This is a genomic window from Nocardia implantans (assembly GCF_035544775.1).
GTDB lineage: Bacteria > Actinomycetota > Actinomycetes > Mycobacteriales > Mycobacteriaceae > Nocardia > Nocardia implantans.
In genome coordinates, this window is sequence record NZ_JAYKYQ010000009.1 from 112,994 (window position 1) to 129,413 (window position 16,420).

Here is a 16,420-nt window from a genome sequence, read left to right on the forward strand (position 1 = left end):
CGGTCAGCTGGTCCGCGCGGCGTCCGCCGCCGTGCCGGAGCCGGCGAGTTTCCGGAGCGCGACGTATCCGGCCGACACCAGCACCGCCCACACCGCGCCGACGACGAGCGCCGTGCGGCCGCTGTCGGTGAACAGCAGCAGCACGACCACCAATCCGAGGAACGCCAGCGCGAGCACGGTGGTGTAGGGCGCGCCGGGCAGCCGGTAATCGCTCGCCGGCAGCTCGCCGCGGGCGACCTTGGCCCGGTAGAGCAGGTGGCAGACCAGGATGACGCCCCAGACGAAGATGATGCCGATGGTCGACACCGAGGTGATGTAGGCGAATGCCTTGTCCGGGGAGACCAGGTTGACGATCACGCCGATCACCATCGCCGCCGCCGACGCGGTGATGCCGATATAGGGCACCGCGTTCGCGCTCAGCTTGTTCAACCGCGCGGGCGCCTCACCGCGCAGCGACAAGGTGCGCAGCATCCGGCCGGTCGAATAGATCCCCGAGTTGCACGACGACAGCGCCGCGGTGAGCAGCACGAAATTGACGATGCCCGCCGCCCCCGGAATGCCGATCAGCTCGAAGACCTCCACGAACGGGCTCTTGCCCGCGTGGAAGTCGCGCCAGCTGGACACCGACATGATCACCACCAGCGCACCGACGTAGAACAGGCCGATCCGGAACGGGAGCGTGTTGATCGCCTTGCGCAGGGTCTTGCGGGGCTCGCGCGCCTCCCCTGCGGTGACGCCGACCAGCTCCACGCCGACATAGGCGAACAGCACGATTTGCAACACGAGCAGCGACTGACCGATGCCGTTGGGGAAGACACCGCCGTCGGCCCACAGATTGGTGACCGTGGGGTTCGGCGCGTGTCCGAAGCCGAACAGCAGCACGCCGATGCCGAGCAGGATCATGCCGACGATCGCGGTCACCTTGATGGTGGAGAACCAGAACTCGCCCTCGCCGAACAGACGCACCGAGATCAGATTGGCGCCGAACATCACCGCGAGCACGACCAGCGCGGTGACCCACGGCGCGATGTCGAACCAGTACTCCACGTACTTGCCCGCCACGGTGATCTCGGCCATGCAGGTGGCCACCCACACCGCCCAGTACGACCACCCGGTGACGAAACCGGCGAAGCGGCCGAGGAACTCGTGCGCGTACTCGGCGAAACTGCCCGAGATCGGCCGGTAGGTCAGCAGTTCGCCGAGCGCACGCATGATCACGAAGATGGCAAGGCCCGCCGCGAGGTAGGCCAGGATCAGGGCTGGCCCGGCCTGCTCGATCGCGCCGCCCGCGCCGTAGAACAGGCCCGTGCCGATCGCGCCGCCGATGGCGATCATCTGAATGGTGCGCGGGCTCAGCCCCCTGGCGTAGCCCTCCGAGTCGCCGCTGTCCGCCGGATCCGATGGTCGGGCGTCCTGAAGGTGACGGTCGGAGGCTGTCATACTGCGGTCCTTTCGCTGGGCAGCGATGCGACGATCGGTGCGCCGGACTTACGACGAGGGATCATCGCACGTCCAGCCTGGATCACTTCGCCACGCTACCGCTGCGTCGGTGCGCGTCGTCTCCGGGCCGCGGGCGGTGGACACTTACCGGACGCGCGTCCGGCATGTCATCATCGGATTCCCCGACGATGGGTTCCGTCATGACCGAACCGCGATCCCGGCGCATCCGGCCGGGCCGCTACGCGGTGCGCACCGCCGCCGTCCTGCTCACTGTCGTCGCCGTCCTGCTCGGCGCGGCGTTCGCCGCGACCGCGGTCCTGCACATCCCGTCTCCGCCGACGCTGCTGCGATTGATGACCGACCCGCCCTCGGCCCAGGGGGAGTTGTTCGAGAGCCGCACGGTGGCCGCCTCCCCCACCCCGCGGCCGCTGCCGATCGCCCCGCGGCCGCTGCCCGACCGGGTGCCGTGGAAGGGCTCGCGCGTCCCGATCGCCGAGTTCCTCGCCGCCACGCACACCAATTCGTTCCTCGTCCTGCGCGGCGGCGCCCGCACCCACGAGTGGTATCGCGACGGCTTCTCTGCCACCACTCGGCAGTCGTCGTGGTCGGTGGCGAAGTCCGTCGTGTCGCTGCTGACCGGCCGGGCCATCGCGGCGGGACGGCTGCACGAGGACGACCGTCTGGTGCAGATCCTGCCCGAGCTGACCACCGGCGGCCCGTACGACAGCGTCACCATCCGCGATCTGCTGGACATGGCCTCCGGCGTCGACGTCGCGGAGAACTACAACAAGTATTGGCCGCTGACCGGCACCGCCCGGATGTACCTCACCGAGGATCTCGCCGGGTTCGTCCGCGACCACCAGGGCCTGCGCTTCCCGCCGGGCAGCGCGGGCGAGTACCGCAGCGTGGACACCCAGCTGCTGGGCATGGCGCTGGCGCGGGTCGCCGGCCTGCCGCTGAGCGAACTGCTGGAACGCGAGCTGTGGGCGCCGATCGGCGCCGAGGACGACGCGCGGTGGAACCTCGATCGCGCGGGCGGCCAGGAAAAGGCGTTCTGCTGCCTGAACGCGACGGCGCGCGACTTCGCCAAGATCGGCCAGGTCGTCCTGGACGGCGGGCGCGCCGGTGACGCGCAGATCGTTCCGCCGGCCTGGATCGAACGCATCCGCACCCCCGTCCGCCGAGTGGGCGAGTGGCCCTACGGCGCGCAGTGGTGGCACCCGACCGGCGGGGACGGCGCCGATCTCACCGCCGTCGGCGTCTACGGCCAATACGTCTACGTCGATCCGCCCAGCGGCACCGTCATCGTCAAACTCAGCGACCACGGCACCACCCAGGACGAGCAGGAGACCATCGAGGTCTTCCGTGCGATCGCGCGCGGCTGAGCCGGCCCGCGAAATACCGCGGGGACCCGGGACGTTGCCAGTGGAGATCGCCACTGTGGAGGAGACCCATGATCGACGTCCCGCTGTCCGTACTGGATCTCGCGCCGGTGCAGTCCGGCCGCACCGTCGGCGAGGGGCTCGACGCGACCACCGAATTGGCCAGGCGCACCGAGGCTTTGGGCTACCACCGGTTCTGGGTCGCCGAACACCACAACATGCCCGGCATCGCCAGCTCGGCGCCGAGCGTGCTGCTGGCCCACCTGGCCGCGGCGACCTCGACCATCCGGGTCGGCTCCGGCGGGGTGATGCTACCCAACCACGCGCCGCTCGTGGTCGCCGAACAGTTCGGCACCCTGCACGCGCTGCACCCGGGACGGATCGATCTGGGCATCGGGCGCGCCCCTGGCACCGACCAGGCGACCGCACGCGCGCTGCGGCGGACCGCGGACGGACTGTCGGCGGAGTCGTTCCCCCAGGAACTGGCCGCCTTGCTGGGCTATTTCCGCGGCTCCGATCCCGGCGGCATCGCCGCGACGCCGGGTCGCGGCGAGGAGCCGGAGATCTGGCTGCTCGGCTCCAGCGGCTACAGCGCCCAGGTCGCGGCGCTGCTGGGGCTTCCGTTCGCCTTCGCTCACCACATCGCCCCCGACAACACCGAGCCCGCGCTGGCGCTCTACCGCGAGCACTTCCGGCCTTCGGAGGCCCTGGAGCGCCCGCACGCGATGGTCGCGGTCGCGGCGATCTGCGCGGACACCGACGAGCGCGCCGAAGTCCTGGCCGGTCCGCGCGACCTGGCCTTCCTCAATCTGGTGCGCGGCACGCCGCGGGCGCTGGCCACGCCGGAGGAAGCGGCCGCCTTCCGTCCGTCGGAGCAGGAGCGCGCGTTCATCCGGCAGCGCAGGGCCGGGCAGTTGCTCGGCTCCCCGGAGACGGTGCGCGGACAGCTGGAGGATCTGCTGCGCCGCACGCAGGCCGACGAGCTGATGATCAACACGCTGGTCTACGACATCGACGACCGCGCCCGATCGTTCGAGCTGCTCACCGAGAAGGTCGCGGCCTGAGCCGGGTCAGTGCAAACGGAAGCCGTGGTCGGCCAGCGATTCACGCAGCCGATGCCTGCCGTTCAGCGCCGCCGCCGAGCCGAGCCGGGCCAGCACGCGTTCGGTCCAGGAATGCGACAGCTGTTGCTCGGCATAGAATTCCGCGATCCTGGTCTCGTACTCGGCCACGTGCGCGCGCTGCGCGTCCAGATCGTAGGTCTCCCGGTGCAGCACGGCCTCCTGCGGCAGGCGCGGCTTCACCCGCGCGGCCTCGGCGGGGTCCGGGTGGCCGACCACCAAGCCGAAGACGGCGAAGACCTGCGTCGGCAGCCCCAGCTCGGCGGCGACTTCTTCCGGCTTGTTGCGCAGCGCGCCCACATAGACGGTGCCCAGTCCGAGCGATTCCGCCGCCACCACCGCGTTCTGCGCCGCGAGCGCGGCGTCGATGAATCCGACGTAGCTCGATTCGAGGTAGTCCGCGCCATCCAACGGCGCGCTCCGGTCGTCGGCGAGCTGGCGCAGGCGCGCGAAATCGGCCGTCCAGACCAGCAGCACCGGCGCCTGCACGATGTGGGCCTGGTCGCCCGCGAGCGCGGCCAGGCGCGCCTTGCGCCGCGGGTCGCGCACCGCGATGACGCTCCAGACCTGCAGGTTCGACGAGGTCGGCGCGGACTGCGCCGCGGAGATCAGCAGCCGCAGGGTGGCGTCGGGCACCGGGTCGGACAGGTAGCGGCGCACCGAGCGATGCTCGTGCAGCACTTGCAGAACCTGGTTCCACTGCGCGGGTTCGACCGGTCGCGGATCGCGGTAGCGCTGTTGCACGGCGTGGGTGGGGGTCGGCACGGACTGCGTCATGGGCGTCATCCTTTCGCCGGGGCGGCGCGCCGTCGACGGTTCCCCGCAGCTCGAGCGGAACACAGGTAGGGTAAGTAAGGCAATCCTAATTAGCATTATCGGAGGTTCTCTTGGCACGTCCCCGCACCACCTTCACGGTGCAGCGCACCGAATGGCTCACCCCGCACCTGATTCGGGTGCATCTCGGCGGCCCCGGCTTCGCCGCGTTCCGGCCCAGCGAGTTCACCGACTCGTATGTGAAGTTCATCTTCCCGCAGGACGGCAACGAGGTGCTGCGCACCTACACCGTCCGGTCCGTCGACCCCGTGGCCGGGGAGATCGCGGTCGATTTCGTCTTCCACGGCGCGGAGGGCATCGCCGGACCGTGGGCCGCCGCGGTCCAGCCCGGAGAGACCATCGACTGCTACGGACCCGGCGGCGCCTACGCCCCGCGCCCGGATGCCGACTGGCATCTGCTGGCCGGTGACGAGGCGGCGCTGCCTGCCATCGCCGCCGCGCTCGAGGCGATGCCCGGCGAGGCCACCGGGCTGGCGTTCGTCGAAGTCGCCGGTCCGGACGACGAACTGCCGTTGAAGAAGCCGGACGGCATCGAGCTGACCTGGCTGCACCGCGGGACACGCGCCCCCGGCGAGGTGCTCGCCGAGACCGTCCGCTCCGCGTCGTGGACGCCGGGGCAGGTCCAGGTGTTCATCCACGGCGAAGCGGAGTCGGTGATGAAGAATCTGCGCCGCTACATCCGCAAGGATCGCGGCGTCACCGCGGAGTGGGCGGCGTCGATCTCCGGATATTGGCGCCGCGGCCGCACCGAGGAAGGCTTCCGGGAATGGAAGGCCGAGCTGCGAGCGGCCGAGGGGGCCGACGGCTGAGCCCTCAGCTCAGCAGTCCGACGATGGTGGCGGACAGGAAGCTGACCAGGGTGGCGCCGTAGAGCAGGCGAAGCCCGTTGCGGGCGATGACGGTGCCTTGTTTCTCGCTGAGGCTGCGGACCGCGCCGGTGACGATGGCGATGGTGGAGAAGTTCGCGAACGACACCAGATATGTGGACACGATCGCGACGGTGCGGTCCGACAGCCCGGCGTGTTGCCGGTTGAGTTCCTGCATGGCGACCACCTCGTTGGACACCAGCTTGGTGCCCATGAACCGGCCCGCTGCCGCGGCCTCCTCCCACGGGATGCCGGTCATCCAGGCCAGCGGGGCGAAGACGTGGCCCATCACGTCCTGGAACGTGGTGCCGTGGAACAGCGCGGCGAAGATCCCGTTGACCATGGCGAGCAAGGCGATGAATCCGATCAGCATGGCCGCGACGGTGAACGCCACCTTCCAGCCGACCAGGATGTACTCGGTGAGCATCTCGAAGAACGACTGCCGCTTGCGGCTGTCGGCGATCTCCTCGCCGAGCAGCCGGGCGTCGTCGGCGGCGGCGACCGCGTAGGGATTGATCAGCGAGCACACCACGAAAGCGCCGAGCATGTTCAGCACGATGGCCGCGATCACGTACTTCGGGTCGATGAGCAGCATGTAGGCGCCGAGGATGCCCGCCGACACCGTGGACATCGCCGAGGCCGCCAGGGTGTACATCCGCTGCGGCGGGATGTCGTCGAGCATGGCGCGCAGCGAGATGAACACCTCGGACTGGCCGAGGATGGCGGAGGCGACCGCGTTGAACGATTCGATCCGGCCGAAGCCGCTCACCCACGCCAGCAGCAGGCCGAGGTACTTGATGATCAACGGCAGCACCCGCAGGTGTTGCAGGATGCCGATCAGGGCGGAGACCAGCACGATCGGCATCAGGACCGCGAACAGGAACGCGGGCCCGCCGCTGCCCACGGCGGGCAGCTCGCCGAACACGAACGCGGTTCCCTGGGCCGCGTAGCCGAGGATGTGGGCGAAGGCGTCGCTGACCGCGCGGATCACGGTGGCCCCCACCCCCGTCTTCAGCAGCAGGAACCCGAACGCGATCTGCACGAGCAGCAGCAGGGCGATCCGGGGCAGCCGAGCGGCGGCGGCGCGGCGGTCGGTACTGGGCAGCCAGGCCAGCAGCAGGAAACACACCAGCCCGGCGCTTCCGATCAAATGATGCACGCGGACCTCGGCGGCCGTGGCCTACAACAGCTTGTGGGAGCACCTCTCATGTCGGTTTATGCTGCGGTGTCTCCACAGTTGAGAAGCCGCGGCCACCCGCGGGCACACCGGCAGCGTCCCGGCCGCCCGGGACGATCCCGGGCGGCCGGACATGGTCGTAGACGCCGCTTCACTGTCGCGGCGCGCGCAACGCCTCCTCCACGAACTGCGTGGTGTAGGTCGCGGACAGGTCGATGCGATCACGCACGGGCCGCACATTCTTCGAGTACTTGCCGAGGATCTCCAATACGTTCTGCGCGCCTTCGGGTTTCATCAACCCGTCGCCGTTGAACATGCCGATGGAGTCGCGGATCGACTGGACGTAGAGGTCCTTGCCCGCGCTCGCGTACTGCGGCGGCATCTTCTCGGCGATCTCCTCCGGCGTGTGCGTATCGATCCACTGCAGCGTCTGCACGAACGCGGCGGCGAGCTTGCGCACGATGTCGGGGTGAGCCTCGATCGTCGCGCAGCTCATGTACAGCGACGTCGCCGGATACAGTCCGCCGAGCGCGGCCCTGGTGCCCGCCTCGGTGCGCAGATCCACCAGGATGCGCGCATCCCCGGAGTTCACCATCTGCGCCACCGTGGGATCGGTGGTCATGCCCGCGTCGATGCCGTCGTGGTTCATGCCCGCGATGAACGTCTGCCCCGCACCGACTTTCACCCGGGTGTAGTCGGCGGTGCCCATGCCGGCCTGGCCGGTGAGCGCCTGGGTGAGGAAGTCGGTCGATGAACCGAGCGAGGTCACGCCCAGTTTCTTGCCGCGCAGGTCGGCGACCGAGGTGATGTCCGCGTCCGCTTTCGACACCAGTTCGACCTCACCCGGCACGTCGGACATCTGCACCACCGAGCGGATGCACTGGTCCTTGGCCTGCAGATCGATGGTGTGGTCGTAGAAGCCGACCACGCCCTGCACGTCGCCGGTGAGCAGCGCGGTCTCGGCGGTGGCTCCGGACTGCTCGCCGAGCAAGGTCACATCGATGTCGTTGCGCTCGAAAAAGCCGAGCTGGCGGGTGAGCACGGCGGGCAGGTAGATCACCTTCTCCAGTCCGCCCACCATGATGGTGATCTGCGGTCGGCCGCCTGCCATGGGGATGGTGCGGGAGTCCCGGCATCCTGTGGCCGTCAGCAGTGCCGCGACCACCACGGCGACGAGCGCGAGCTGCTTGCGATACCTCATGATCAGATCCCGTGGTTCGAGGTCGTCTGCGAGGGCCGCCATTTCAGCAACCGGTTCTCCGCCGCGCCGATGCCCCACTCGGCGATCAGCGCGATCACGGTGATGATGATCATGCCCGCGTAGATGCCCGCCGAGTCGAAGGTGCCCTGCGCGTTGCTGATCAACAGTCCCAGGCCCTTGCTCGCCCCGGCGTATTCGCCCACCACCGCGCCGATCAGCGCGAAGCCGAACGCGGTGTGCAGGCTGGACAGGATCCAGGTGGTCGCGCTCGGCAGCACGATCGACACCAGCACCTGCCTGCGGCTCGCGCCGAGGATGCGGGCGTTGTCGATCACGTTGCCGTCCACCTCGCGCGCACCGGTGAACGCGTTGAAGAACACCGCGAAGAACACCAGCACCACCACGGTCGCCACCTTCGAACTCAGCCCGAGCCCGAACCAGATGATGAACAGCGACGCCAGCACGATGCGCGGCACGGCGTTGAGCGCCTTGATGAACGGCGCGAGCACCTCCGCCCAGTAGCGGCTGCGGCCGAGCAACACGCCCAGCACGACGCCGGCCACCGTGCCGATCACGAAGCCGAGCACGGCCTCCTGCACGGTGGTGTAGACCTGCAACCAGACCGAGCCGAATTGCGTTCCCTCGGTGAACCATTCGACCAAACGCGCCCAGATCAGCGACGGCTTGGAGTAGAAGAACGGGTCGATCCACACCGTGGCGGTGAGTTCCCACGCGCCCAGCCACAGCGCGACCAGCGCGGCGCGCAGGCCCCAGGTGCGGATCCTGGCGCGGCGGGCGGAGGTGCGCACCCTGGCCAGGATCTGCTCCTCGGTCTCGTTCTCCACCGCCGGCTCGTCGACGGCATCCTGGACCAGCACGTCATGCGACACGGGAGGCTCCCTTCGCCCGAGCCGCCTCGACCTGATCGCGCAGCGTCTGCCAGATCTCCTGGTAGATGTCGCGGAATTCGGCCGTCAGCCGCACGTCCTCGACGCTGCGCGGCCGGGCCAGGCCCACGGGGAAGTCACCGCAGACGGTGGCCGGGCTCGCCGTCATCACCACCACCCGGTCGGCGAGCACGATCGCCTCCTCCAGATCGTGGGTGACGAAGACGACCGCCGCGTTGGTGCCCGCCCAGACCCGCAGCAATTCGTCCTGCATGAGCTGACGGGTCTGCACGTCCAGCGCGCTGAACGGCTCGTCCATCAGCAGGATCTCCGGCTCGTTGACCAGCGTCTGCGCCAGCGCGACGCGCTTGCGCATCCCGCCGGACAGCTGATGCGGGTAGTAGCTCTCGAACCCGGCCAGCCCGACCGTGCGCACCCACCCCGCGGCTTTCGCGCGCGCCTCGGCCTTCGACGCGCCACGCAGGCGCGGGCCCAGCGCCACGTTGTCCAGCACGCTCTTCCACGGCAGCACCGCATCCTGCTGGAACATGTAGCCGATGCCATCGGGGATGCCGTCGACGTCCTTGCCGCGCACCAGCGTCCGTCCGGCCGAGGCCGGCTCCAGGCCGGACACCAGCGACAGCGTGGTGGACTTGCCGCATCCGGTCGGGCCGACGACGGCGACGAATTCGCCGGGGCGCACGGCGAGGTTCAGATTGCGCACGGCGGTGTGGATGCCGCCGCCGGTGCCGGGGAAGCGCTTGGTCGCGTTCCGCAGCTCGATGAGTGATTGCGTCATTGCTTCCTACTCCTGCGAGATCGGGTCGGGGGAAACGTACGTGGCCCCGGTCACACGCCGGAGCTTGTGCGCACAACCGCCACAAACGCGGGATCTGCGGGTTTTGCGCATTCTGCTCATGCGCCGCGCGCGGGGGTCTGCGCTTATGCTGCGGCCATGGCCACTGAGGGCGCGCGGGCCGTGCGATTGCGGACCCAGGTACTGCTGTCGCAGATCCTGGTGGTCGCGCTGACGCTCGGCGTCGCGTTCGCGGTGTTCGGCTATCTCAGTGACCGGCGGCTGCGCGACGCCTACGGCCAGCGCGCGCTGGCCGTCGCCCGCACTGTCGCCGCCGACCCGGTGGTGCGCGCCGAAGTGGCCGGGTACGCGCCGGGCGCGGTCGATCCCGGCGTGCGTCGGCAACTGGCCACCGGCCCGCTGGAGCGGGTCGCGGTGGACGCGACCCAGCGCAACGATGCCTTGTTCGTGGTCATCACCGATGACGCGGGAATTCGCCTGGCGCATCCGGACGCCGGGCGGCTCGCCGAGCACGTCAGCACCGATCCGTCGGAGGCGCTCGCGGGCCGCGAGTCGATCACCGAGGAACGCGGCACGCTCGGTGACTCCGTGCGCGCGAAGGTTCCCGTCACGGCACCCGGTTCCGACCGTGTGGTCGGGGCGGTCAGCGTCGGCATCGCCACCGACGCGGTGCACGAGCAACTGCTCGGCGATCTGCGCACCGCGGGCGGGCTGGTCGCGGTGGCGCTCGCGGTCGGCATCGCCGGATCGGTGCTGCTCGCCCGCCGGTGGCGCGGGCTCACCCTCGGGCTGGAGCCGGACGAGCTGGCCGAGCTGGTCCGCGGCCAGGCCGCGGTGCTGCACGGCATCGGCGGCGGCGTGCTGGCCGTCGACGCGGCGTGGCGCACGACCTTCGTCAGCGACGAGGCGCGCAGGTTGCTCGGCGTCGCGCCGGACATCGGATGCCCGGTGGACCGGATCGGACTCACCCCGCGGGTGCTGGAGGTCTTCCGCGACCTCGACCAGCAACCCACCTCGGCGACGATCGGCGCGAACGTCGTCATCGTCTCCGCTCGCTCGGTCAGCCGCGACGGGCGTGATCTGGGCGCGGTGCTCACGGTGCGCGACCGCACCGACGTGGAATCGCTGACCAGGCAGCTGGACGCGGTGCAATCGATGAGCACGGTGCTGCGCGCGCAGCGCCACGAATTCTCCAACAAGATGCACCTGATCAGCGGACTGCTGCACAGTGGGCACGTCGAGGAAGCGGCGCGGTCGGTGGACGAGCTGATCGGCGCGGGTCCGCTCGGTCCGGCGACGCCGGGTATCGACGCCATCCACGACACCTACCTGCAGGCCTTCCTGGCCGCCAAGGCCGCGCACGCCAGGGAGAGCGGGGTGGAACTCGTGCTCGGGCCCAACACCTGGGTCGAGGGCGATCTCGCCGATCCGGTGGACGTGACCACCGTGCTCGGCAATCTGCTGGACAACGCCATGGAAGCCGTCCGCGCCGGGGACCGGCCGGTGCGGCAGGTGGAAGTCGAATTGGTGCAGGAGGATTCGACACTGCACATCACGGTCGCCGACAGCGGCGACGGTGTCGGCCCCGATCTGGTGGACCGGCTGTTCATCGAAGGGATCTCGACCCGCGACGATCGCGGCGTCCCCGGTGGGCGCGGGGTGGGACTCGCCTTGATCCGCCAGATCGTCCGCGCCCACGGCGGCGACGTCCGCCTTTCGAGTGCGGGCGGCGGGGAACCGCCACTCGTCGGCGCGGAGTTCATCGCCCGCATCCCCGGGGTGCTCGTGGAGAGCGAGGTGTCATGGCCTCGACGACCCTGACCGTCCTGGTCGTCGACGACGACTTCCGGGTGGCGAACCTGCACGCCGGAATCGTGCAGGCCATCCCGGGTTTCACGGTGGCCGGCACCGCGAACACCCTTGCCGCCGCCCGGGACATCATCGCTACGCAGCCCATCGACCTGGCGCTGGTGGACGTCTACCTGCCGGACGGATCAGGGATCGATTTCGTCCGGGCGCTGCGCTGCGACGCCATGGTGCTCACCGCGTCGACGGAGAGCGAGTCCGTGCGCGCCGCGGTGGCGGCGGGTGCGGTGTCCTACCTGGTCAAGCCCTTCCCGCAGACCGAACTCGCCGCCCGGCTCGCCGCCTACGCCCGCTATCGGCGCATCCTCGCCGTGCCGCAGGCCGACAACGCCCGGGTCGCCGCTGCGCTGCACGCGCTGCGTCCCTCGGTCACCGCCACCCCGGCGGCAACCGTCGCCTCCCCGACCAAAGACGCAGTCCTGCAAGCGATTCTCGATGCAGACGCGCCCCTGTCGGCGGGCGAGGTCGCGAGCGCCATCGGTATCTCCCGGGCCACCGCGCAGCGCTATCTCGCCGCGCTCGTGTCCGGCGGCGCGGTGCGCATGAGCCTGCGCTACGGCAGCACCGGGCGGCCCGAACAGGAGTACTCCGCCGCACCGCCGCACTGAGCCGACGCGGTGTCTCAACGGCTGCCGAGCCGGAATCGGGCTTTCCGGGTTGCAGCGACGCGTGGGCTGGGTCGCGACGCCGTGGCCCGGCGGTCACCGGTCGCTGAATCCGCCGGTTCTGCGCCCATCCGCGCGCTCCGGCACAGGGCTCGGCCGGGTGAGGGCGCGCGGCCATGCCGTCCCGAGCCGCACCGTCCGGCAGGGTCCGATCGTCCGGCGCGGCGGCGCTCACTTCGAGCCGCGCACCGCTTCCCGCCCTGCTCAGCCGCCGCCCCATGCCCACCACATCCTCATCGGCGCGCCGGCGTCCGGGCACGAGCATCGTCTTCTGCTCGGGCGCCGCCCCGGCTCGGATGCGGGTGCCCGCCACGCTGTCGTCGGCGCGGTAGCGTCGGGACATGAGCATCGTCGAGGTCGCCGTTGTCGGCTACGGATTGGCCGGGTCGGTCTTCCACGCCCCGCTGATCGCCGCGCAGCCGCGGATGCGGGTCGCGGCCGTGGTGACCTCTTCGGCGGAGCGTGCCGACCGGGCGCGCGCCGAACACCCCGGTGTGCGGGTGGCGCCGCGCGCCGAGGAGTTGTTCGCCGCACCGGACGGCATCGATCTGGTCGTGATCGCGACACCGAACCATACGCACGCACCGCTGGCCGGGCAGGCGCTGGAGGCCGGGCTGCCGGTGGTTGTCGACAAGCCGTTCGCGGTCACGGTGGACGACGCCGAAGACCTCGTCCGGCGCGCGGAGCGGTCCGGCCTGGCGCTGTCGGTCTTCCAGAACCGTCGCTGGGACGGTGACTTCCGGACGGTGCGCGAACTCGTCGAGACCGGAAGACTCGGCCACGTGCGGCGTTTCGAGTCCCGGTTCGAACGGTGGCGTCCGGTGCCGAAGGGCGGCTGGCGGGAGGTCGGCACCGACGAGGAGGGCGCGGGCATTCTGCTCGACCTCGGCAGCCACCTGGTGGACCAAGCGGTGACCCTCTTCGGTCCGGTGGTTTCGGTGTACTGCGAGCTGGACCGGCGGCGAGAAGGGATCACCACCGACGACGACGCGTTCGTCGCGCTCACCCACACCGGCGGTGTGCGCTCCCATCTCTGGATGAGCGCCGTGGCCCCGCAACTCGGGCCGCGTTTCCGGGTGCTCGGGTCGGAAGCCGCGTATGTCACCCATGGGCTGGACCCGCAGGAGGACGCGCTCCGGTCGGGGCGTCGTCCGGAGAGCGATTCCGATTGGGGCACAGTCGATCCCGAGCGCTGGGGCGTGCTGGGCGCGGAACCGGACTTCGCCCCTCTGCCGACCGCACCCGGCGCATATCCCGAGTTCTACTCCGCGATGGCCGCCGCGCTGCTCGACGGCGGGCCCGTGCCCGTCGACCCGCGCGACGCCGTCACCACTCTGCGCCTGCTGACGAAAGCCCGCGAGTCGGCGGCCAGGGGTGTGACCGTCACCGCCTGACCGCCACTGGCTACCTGCGCCGCGACTCGATAACGTCGGTCCCTGGGCCGGCCGCTCCCGGCCGCCCGCCGGAGAGGAGAACCGAGTGGGTGCAACGGTTTTCGCGGTGCTGCTGCCGCTGGCGCTGGCCTTGGTGATGTTCGGGCTCGGATTGACCTTGACGACCGAGGATTTCGCGCGCGTGCTGCGGTACCCGAAAGCGGCGGTGATCGCGCTGGTGTGCCAGATGATCCTGCTTCCCGCGGTATGCCTGGGCCTGATCCGCCTGTTCGGGCTGGACGGCGCGCTCGCGGCGGGCATGCTGCTGCTGGCGGCCTCACCGGGCGGAGCGTCGGCCAACCTGTTCAGTCACGTCGCCGGAGGCAATGTGGCGTTGAACATCACGCTCACCGCGATCAATTCGGTGCTCGCGGTGTTCACCCTGCCGGTGGTGGTGGCGCTGTCCTACGCCTTGTTCCTGGACGGCACGGGTTCGGTGGGACTTCGACCGGACAAATTCGCGCAGGTCTTCGCCATCGTGCTGGTGCCCGTCGCGATCGGCATGGTGGTGCACCGGCGGTTTCAGCAGTGGTCGCGGCGGATGCGCGGTGCGGTCAAGATCCTGTCCGTCGTGGTTCTGGCGCTGGTGATCGCGGCCGGGGTGGGCTCCGATCCGGACATCCTGACCGAGCACATCGGCGAGCTGTCGGCGATCTGCCTGTGCTTCGCCGTGATCAGTCTGGCCGTCGGCTACTTCCTGCCCCGGCTGTTGCGTGTGGAAGCCGATCAGGCGATCGCTTCGGCGATGGAGATCGGCGTGCACAACGCGGCGCTCGCGATCGCCGTCGCCGCTTCGGTCTTGGACAACGAGACCATGGCCGTTCCCGGCGCGGTGTACGGGGTTCTGATGAACATCCCGGCGGCGATCGCCGCGTATCTGCTGGCCAGGCGGGCGCGCCGCGAGCAGTCCGCGCCCGCGCCGAGCATGGCGGGTTGACGGAGACGGTCCGAGCGGACACGGACGGGCCCGGTGAGTAGCCTCTCGGAGGGTCGATGCCACGCGAAGGGAGTCAGCTGCGCGATGCAACCGCTCGGCACGAACGATCCAGCCCGGATCGGGGATTACCGCCTGCTCGGCGTGCTCGGCGCGGGCGGCATGGGCCGGGTCTACCTCGGCCGGAACTCGGGCGGGCGCACCGTCGCGGTGAAGGTCATCCGCCCGGACATGATCGACGCCGAATTCCGTCAGCGCTTCCGGCGCGAGGTGGCCGCGGCCCGCCGGGTCGACGGGCACTTCACCGCACCGGTGCTCGACGCGGACGTCGACGCCGATCCACCCTGGCTGGCCACCGGTTACGTGGCCGGATTCCCGCTGGCCGACGCGGTCGAGCGGTACGGGCCGTTCACGGAGAATGCCCTGCTCGTGCTGGCGCACGGGCTGGTCGAGGCGTTGACCGCCGTCCATGGAGCCGGTGTGGTGCACCGCGACCTCAAACCGTCCAATGTCCTGCTGGCCCTCGACGGCCCCAAGGTGATCGATTTCGGCATCGCCCGCGCCGTCGACGACAGCAGGCTCACCACCACCGGAAAGGTCATCGGCTCACCGGGGTTCATGTGTCCGGAGCAGGTGACCGGCGACCCGATCGGCCCGCCCGCCGATGTCTTCGCACTCGGCGGCGTCCTGGTGTTCGCGGCGACCGGCCACGGCCCGTTCGGCGTCGGCGAGGCGGTGCACATGCTGTGGCGGGTGGTGTACGAGCAGCCGCGGCTCGACGACGTGCCGGAACGGCTGCGCCCGCTGGTGGCCGCCTGCCTGGCCAAAGACGCCGCGGCGCGCCCGACTCCGGAACAACTGCTGTCCCAGCTCACCGCGCTGGGCATCCCCGACCGCGGCGGCTGGCTGCCCGGCCCGGTGCTCGAGGAGGTCGGCCGCCGTGCGGTCGAGTTGCTGAATCTGGACTCCGGGCCACTCGACCACCAGCGGTTCTTCGTGCCCGCTGATCCAGCGCGCACGGCCGACACCATGGTCGGCCCCGCACCACCTACCGACGCGCGGTACCCGCGAGGCGATCCAGGACGATCGGCGTCCACGCCGCACTCCCTCCCGCCGCGAACGCCTCCCGCGTTCGCGAGACCTCCGACGCCTGCACCCGCGCACCAGGTTTCGCCCGCGTTCGGTCCGGTCCCCGCCGCGCCACCCGCACGCCGCCCCGGCCGCGTTCTGCTCATAGCCGGAGCGTTCGTCGTCTGCCTCGCCGTCGCGATCGCCGCGTTCGTGGTCGGCGCTCAGCTACGGAACCAGAACGCGAACGAATCGGCCGACCAGATCACGCGAACCACCGGCAGCTCCTCCGCGGCCACCGCCACCGAGGCCGTCGACGCGGAACCGACCGGCAGCGGTCCTTCCGGCAGCAGTGTTCCGGAGGCTTTCGTCGGAGAATGGAAAGGCGTGGCCCGCGACCCCTTGTTGTCCTTCGACATCGTGCTGACCATTCGTGACGGCGCGGTGGGCCAAGAAGTCGCGCAGTCGTCGAACACCGGCAAATTGAGCGGTGAGCGCTGCGAACGCACGGAGACGCTCACCGCCGCGGGCGAGAGCCAGTTGTCGTTCGTCGCGCGGCTCTCCGGCGGCTCCCCGGCCTGCTTCGACAATGGTTCCACCTCGACGGTCACCCTGCAGCCGGACGGTTCCCTGTCGTACCGGACCTCCGGCGTCATCGGCAACATCGAAGGCGTCCTGCGCAAGAGCTGACGGCGTGAGGACCGGGCGCCGTGCGCGGGAACGCACGCC

General features: G+C 70.2%; 14 protein-coding genes. 8 read left to right on the top strand and 6 right to left on the bottom strand.

Features of this window, described 5'->3' with window-relative positions; translation table 11 throughout:
• Positions 1-3: 3 nt before the first annotated feature.
• Positions 4-1,440: an amino acid permease gene (locus U3653_RS21580; RefSeq protein WP_195081677.1), complete on the bottom strand. Its 1,437-nt coding sequence runs from the start codon at positions 1,438-1,440 to the stop codon at positions 4-6.
• A gap of 200 nt (positions 1,441-1,640) precedes the next feature.
• Between U3653_RS21580 and U3653_RS21585 the strand changes: the two genes are divergently transcribed.
• Positions 1,641-2,825, top strand: coding sequence for a serine hydrolase domain-containing protein (locus U3653_RS21585; protein WP_195081676.1), 1,185 nt, complete (start codon positions 1,641-1,643; stop codon positions 2,823-2,825).
• A 68-nt stretch (positions 2,826-2,893) separates the two neighbouring features.
• Positions 2,894-3,886: an LLM class flavin-dependent oxidoreductase gene (locus U3653_RS21590; RefSeq protein ID WP_195081675.1), complete on the top strand. Its 993-nt coding sequence runs from the start codon at positions 2,894-2,896 to the stop codon at positions 3,884-3,886.
• A 6-nt stretch (positions 3,887-3,892) separates the two neighbouring features.
• Here U3653_RS21590 and U3653_RS21595 read toward each other — a convergent pair whose 3' ends face one another.
• Complete coding sequence (locus U3653_RS21595) at positions 3,893-4,720, bottom strand: NADPH-dependent oxidoreductase (protein WP_195081674.1); 828 nt, start codon at positions 4,718-4,720, stop codon at positions 3,893-3,895.
• A 110-nt stretch (positions 4,721-4,830) separates the two neighbouring features.
• Here U3653_RS21595 and U3653_RS21600 point away from each other — a divergent pair, with 110 nt between their 5' ends.
• Positions 4,831-5,586, top strand: coding sequence for a siderophore-interacting protein (locus U3653_RS21600; RefSeq protein ID WP_195081673.1), 756 nt, complete (start codon positions 4,831-4,833; stop codon positions 5,584-5,586).
• Between the two features lie 4 nt (positions 5,587-5,590).
• Here the strand turns inward: U3653_RS21600 and U3653_RS21605 are convergent, their stop codons facing one another.
• From U3653_RS21605 to U3653_RS21620, 4 genes are all read right to left on the bottom strand, one after another.
• Complete coding sequence (locus U3653_RS21605; protein WP_195081672.1) at positions 5,591-6,802, bottom strand: NupC/NupG family nucleoside CNT transporter; 1,212 nt, start codon at positions 6,800-6,802, stop codon at positions 5,591-5,593.
• Between the two features lie 169 nt (positions 6,803-6,971).
• Entirely contained in the window at positions 6,972-8,021 is a 1,050-nt protein-coding gene (locus U3653_RS21610) for an ABC transporter substrate-binding protein (RefSeq protein WP_195081671.1), read from the bottom strand.
• A gap of 2 nt (positions 8,022-8,023) precedes the next feature.
• On the bottom strand, positions 8,024-8,911 hold the full coding sequence (locus U3653_RS21615) for an ABC transporter permease (RefSeq protein WP_195081670.1): 888 nt from the start codon (positions 8,909-8,911) through the stop codon (positions 8,024-8,026).
• A complete protein-coding gene (locus U3653_RS21620) occupies positions 8,901-9,707 on the bottom strand; it encodes an ABC transporter ATP-binding protein (RefSeq protein WP_195081669.1) in 807 nt (268 codons plus the stop codon). The genes U3653_RS21615 and U3653_RS21620 overlap by 11 nt, the downstream gene beginning before the upstream one ends.
• Before the next feature lie 156 nt (positions 9,708-9,863).
• Between U3653_RS21620 and U3653_RS21625 the strand changes: the two genes are divergently transcribed.
• The 5 genes from U3653_RS21625 (at position 9,864) to U3653_RS21645 (ending at position 16,381) form a co-directional block, all read left to right on the top strand.
• The gene (locus tag U3653_RS21625) at positions 9,864-11,546 is read left to right on the top strand and encodes an ATP-binding protein (RefSeq protein ID WP_195081668.1); all 1,683 of its coding nucleotides are present in this window, start codon (positions 9,864-9,866) and stop codon (positions 11,544-11,546) included.
• Complete coding sequence (locus U3653_RS21630) at positions 11,528-12,199, top strand: response regulator transcription factor (protein ID WP_195081667.1); 672 nt, start codon at positions 11,528-11,530, stop codon at positions 12,197-12,199. Before U3653_RS21625 ends, U3653_RS21630 begins: the two co-directional genes overlap by 19 nt.
• Positions 12,200-12,597: 398 nt before the next feature.
• Positions 12,598-13,650 carry a Gfo/Idh/MocA family protein gene (locus tag U3653_RS21635; RefSeq protein WP_195081666.1) on the top strand — a complete coding sequence of 351 codons (1,053 nt, stop codon included), beginning with the start codon at positions 12,598-12,600 and terminating at the stop codon, positions 13,648-13,650.
• 85 nt (positions 13,651-13,735) lie between these two features.
• The gene (locus U3653_RS21640) at positions 13,736-14,626 is read left to right on the top strand and encodes a bile acid:sodium symporter family protein (protein WP_195081665.1); all 891 of its coding nucleotides are present in this window, start codon (positions 13,736-13,738) and stop codon (positions 14,624-14,626) included.
• Positions 14,627-14,710: 84 nt separating this feature from the next.
• On the top strand, positions 14,711-16,381 hold the full coding sequence (locus tag U3653_RS21645) for a protein kinase domain-containing protein (RefSeq protein WP_195081664.1): 1,671 nt from the start codon (positions 14,711-14,713) through the stop codon (positions 16,379-16,381).
• Positions 16,382-16,420 lie beyond the last annotated feature (39 nt).